This is a genomic window from Collinsella sp. AM29-10AC (assembly GCF_003469085.1).
In the GTDB taxonomy this organism is placed as follows: domain Bacteria; phylum Actinomycetota; class Coriobacteriia; order Coriobacteriales; family Coriobacteriaceae; genus Collinsella.
In genome coordinates this window covers 1-4,164 of the sequence record NZ_QSKB01000049.1, presented here as the reverse complement: position 1 = coordinate 4,164, position 4,164 = coordinate 1, and the positions used below count along the sequence as shown (strand labels likewise).

The following is a 4,164-nucleotide window of genomic DNA, read 5'->3' as shown; positions in this document are numbered from 1 at the left end:
GGCTCTGTTAGACCATAATTGACATATAGGTGATGCCACCGTGGTATAATTGAATTGTTAACCACGGCATTGGAGCAGGTATGAACGCCGAGGATCTGGTCGTCACCCTCAAGAAGAACATGGCGAAGCTAAGCAAGTCCGAGCGCCGCCGCGCAATCGAGTCGGTACGCGACGTCATCCGCGCCGCCATGTTCGACGATGCAGCGGGAACTAGCTACGAAATCCAGCGTTGCCCACGTTGCGGTTCGGTCGCTATCGTTAAAAAGGGCAAGTCCAGGAACGGTGAGCAGCGCTACCTCTGCCGCGACTGCGGCAGGACATTTTCAGACTCCACCGACCGGATCCTCGGCACGAGCAAGCTGCCCCGCGAGACCTGGATGGCCTATGCCGAGTGCTTCGTTCTCATGCTCCCTCTCCGCGAGTGCGCCGATCGCTGCGGTGTCTGCCTCAAGACCGCCTACACCATGCGCCACAGGCTCATCGAGTGCCTGAAGGAATATTCGCCCACGTTCCATGTGGGGCAGGGGCAGGCCTGCGAACTCGACGAAACATACTTCCCCGAGTCCTTCAAGGGCAACCATTCAAAGGGCTCCTTCACTCTGCCGAGAAAGGCTCGCCACCGCGGCAAGCAGGTCCATAAGCGCGGCCTCTCCCGCGAGCAAATCTGCGTCATGACGGGCATCAGTGACACGAACGCCACCTTCTTCGAGGTCTCGGGGCGCGGCGTGGTCTCGCGCAAGCGTGCGGCGGAGGCCCTTCGCCACCGTATCGGCGCAGGTGCGGTCGTCGCCACGGACAAAGCGACCGCATACATCGATGTGCTGTGCGACCTGAAGGTCGCCTCGCATGAGTCCTATGATTCCAAGGACCGCTCGGAGGGCACCATCAACCGCATCAACACCGTCCATTCGCTCCTCGACTCGTTCATGGCGCGCTTCAAGGGGGTATCCACCAAGCATCTCGGCACCTACCTCGACTGGTTCCGCTGGTGCCGTACCTTCATGGCGACCGACTCCCGCACAGCTGAGTCCACAGTCGCACGTCAGCTCGCCAACGGCATCTGCGCCACCCGCATCCGCGACATGTTCAACGTCCTGCCGCCCTATATGGACTACTGGGTCTCGAGGGCGGCATAGTCCGTTAAAATGGTGGCACCGTGGTATACACGAGAGATAGGAGCCGCCATGCCGTCGAACATACCAGCAACCACTATCAGGATCGAGCCGGAGGTAAAGAGGGAAGCGACCGCCATCCTCGACGAACTCGGTCTCTCCATGTCCACAGCGATGAATATGTTCCTCCGCGCGGTGATCCGCGAGGGCGGCATGCCGTTCGAGATGAAGGTAAATAAACCCAATGAATAATAAGGCGAAAAAGGCAATCTGTAGAAAAGAAGATTTGGGAAATGAAGCATCTGTTGAGCAGTTTTTTGTAGATAGGCTTCTGAAGCGCTTGGGCTGGTCAGACAGTCAAATTAAAACAAAGGAGAGCATTTCGGAGCTCAGCATAAACTTGGGCCGAAAAAAGATCCCTTATAAACCCGATTACGCTCTTTCGTATAGAAGAAAGGTGCGTTTTGTCATTGATGCCAAATCAACAAAGGAAAACCTAGATGATTGGGTCGGACAGTGCTCTAGCTATTGTCTTCTAATCAACCAGGGCTATAAAGACAATCCAGTCCAGTACTTCGTTATAACGAACGGTTTGAAAACCATGCTGTACAGATGGGATAGTCGAAATCCTGTTCTCACATTATCTCTATCTGATATGAATAAAGGGTCCAAAGCCTTCGACACCTTTGCAGAATACCTGTCACCGCAGTCTTTTAACGCGACTCATCCTGCTGGGCTCTCAAGCGAAACAAAAGAAGAGCGCATCGTACTGAAACAAATCGGACCTTCTGCGGTAAATAAACTATTCGGAAGTGCGCATTCCTATATCTATAAGCATGAACATCTCAGTTATGGGGCCGCTTTCACTGAATTTGTGAAGGTGATTTTCCTAAAAATGACCTCCGATAAAGAAGCGCATGAATGTAGCGAAGGATACGAAACGGATGAAGGCTATTCTGTACCTGTTTCACGAGCTAAATTTTCATCACAATGGATAAAAAAGGCCGAGGAAACGACTCCGAATCCCGTCAACACGATCCTCTTCGCTAAACTGGTAAAGAACTTCGAGGATCTGATCGCTCAAAAAAAGAAGAAGCGCATTTTTGAACCTAACGAGAAGATACGGTTGTCCGCCGGAACAATCAAAGAACTTGTTAAGCGATTTGAAGAAGTCGATCTCCATCTCATCGAAGACGACCTCAATGGTCGCATGTTCGAAACGTTTCTGAACGCAACTTTAAGAGGCAAATCACTTGGGCAGTATTTTACGCCGAGAAGTATTGTTGATATCGCTGTTGGCCTATCAGATCTGCATGTCGGTAGAAACATCTCTGATTGCTCGCAAATTATAGATGCATGTTGCGGCTCCGGCGGGTTCCTTATTGGAGCTCTAAATGGCATGTGGGAAAAAGTTGATTCCAATGCTTCTCTTTCTATGAAAGAGAAGCAGGAAATCAAGAAAAACATTGCTGAAAATTGCATATGGGGCATCGATGCAGCTAGGGATCCAGCTTTAGCACGCATTGCTCGTATGAATATGTTCCTTCATGGAGACGGCGGGAGCAAAATCTTCCAGTTAGATTCCCTAGATAAGAATATCACCGTAGAAGAAGACGCGGATTCGCTCGAACTTAGAAGCGAGAAAAAGGAGTTTCGAGATGCAATTTCCGGGCGTAACGGCTATTTCGATTTGGCGCTAACCAATCCACCGTTTGCTGCGGAGTATAAATGCTCCGAACCGTCTGATTTAGCCCTTCTCAAAGATTACTCCATCGCTCATCGTCCAGATGGGAATGGAATCTCGAGCTTGCGTGGGACCGTACGTTCAAGCGTTCTATTTATTGAGCGTTACTACGACATTCTAAAACCTGGCGGTTCTTTAATAACCGTGCTAGATGATGGAATACTTGGAGGTGAAGACACTTCTTACGTTAGGGATTGGATTAGAAGTCATTTCATTGTCAAGGCGGTTATATCGCTTCCCGGTGACGCATTCCAGCGCTCTCAGGCAAGGGTCAAGACGTCGCTGCTCTTCTTGCAGAAGAAGATCGATGCCGCCCAAGAACAGCCTCGAATCTATATGCGGTATTGTTCGTATGTGGGGCTAGATAGTCCCAACAGGGAGCGAGTTCTTCCGTCTGATGCAATTACAGCGCAAAAGGCGAAAGAGGAAATCACCGATATCGTTGATGGATATAAAGCATTTTTAGACGGCGATTCTGAAATTGCTCGACTTTATTCAGTTGATCCAAAACGTATAGAAAACCGAATGGATGTGAAAGCGACTCTTCTCGTTGCAGGCAGAAACGTCGAAAAATGGAACGAACGGGGTTTTAAGGTTCGCGCCGCCAAAGACATCGCTGAACCCATCTGGGCTTCCGGTGCCGCCTGTGAGGACCGAGCGGGTGACCTCTTTTGTACCAGAGGGGATAACAAGAGAAAGAAAGTTACCTTTGCAGTGGTTAAGTATGACGGAACGATTGCTGCGGGTGATGAATCTTACGCTGAGGATGTTAGTTATGAGTCGCTTTTTAAGTTAAAAAAGGACGACGTCGTTCTAAGTAACATCAACGCTGTTAATGGCGCTGTTGCCGTTGTTGATTCGAAAACAGCCGGTTTATACGTATCTTCTGAATATACCGTTATTCAGCCAAAAGACCCGTTGACTGTTTATACGCTATGGTCGCTAATCAGATCTGATACCGCCCGCTCAGATTTGATATTGCTTTCTACAGGTATTGGAAGGACGCGAATTTCTTGGGACGTTCTTAGCGAGCTAAAACTTCCGGTTCCCAATCTAAAAGCGATTCAGGTTATTCAAGAAAGAATGGAAGAACTAGCGGAAACCCGAAAGAAGGAGGCAGCGCTTCTTGAAGAGGTTAGCCAACTGGTTAACATTGATATCTGTAATTCAGACGAGCGTGCTTTGTCGGTTTTGACCGCGTTCAAACCACCGAAATAGACTAATGCCCGGGAGCAATTCGAATTGCTCCCGGGCATTATCGTCCCGGCTCGAAAAAGTGCTAAATGTCAATTCTGGTCTAACAGAGCC

At 49.6% G+C, this 4,164-nt stretch carries 3 protein-coding genes; all 3 read left to right on the top strand.

Going from position 1 to position 4,164, the window contains the following annotated elements:
• Positions 1-80 precede the first annotated feature (80 nt).
• Genes DW754_RS10695 through DW754_RS10685 form a run of 3 tightly spaced genes read left to right on the top strand, consistent with a single transcriptional unit; the run spans position 81 to position 4,074 of the window.
• Positions 81-1,136 (top strand): IS1595 family transposase, encoded by a 1,056-nt coding sequence (locus tag DW754_RS10695; RefSeq protein ID WP_199411500.1) that lies wholly within the window; start codon positions 81-83, stop codon positions 1,134-1,136.
• A gap of 48 nt (positions 1,137-1,184) precedes the next feature.
• Positions 1,185-1,364 carry a type II toxin-antitoxin system RelB/DinJ family antitoxin gene (locus tag DW754_RS10690; RefSeq protein WP_117638271.1) on the top strand — a complete coding sequence of 60 codons (180 nt, stop codon included), beginning with the start codon at positions 1,185-1,187 and terminating at the stop codon, positions 1,362-1,364.
• The gene (locus DW754_RS10685; protein ID WP_117638272.1) at positions 1,357-4,074 is read left to right on the top strand and encodes an N-6 DNA methylase; all 2,718 of its coding nucleotides are present in this window, start codon (positions 1,357-1,359) and stop codon (positions 4,072-4,074) included. Before DW754_RS10690 ends, DW754_RS10685 begins: the two co-directional genes overlap by 8 nt.
• Positions 4,075-4,164 lie beyond the last annotated feature (90 nt).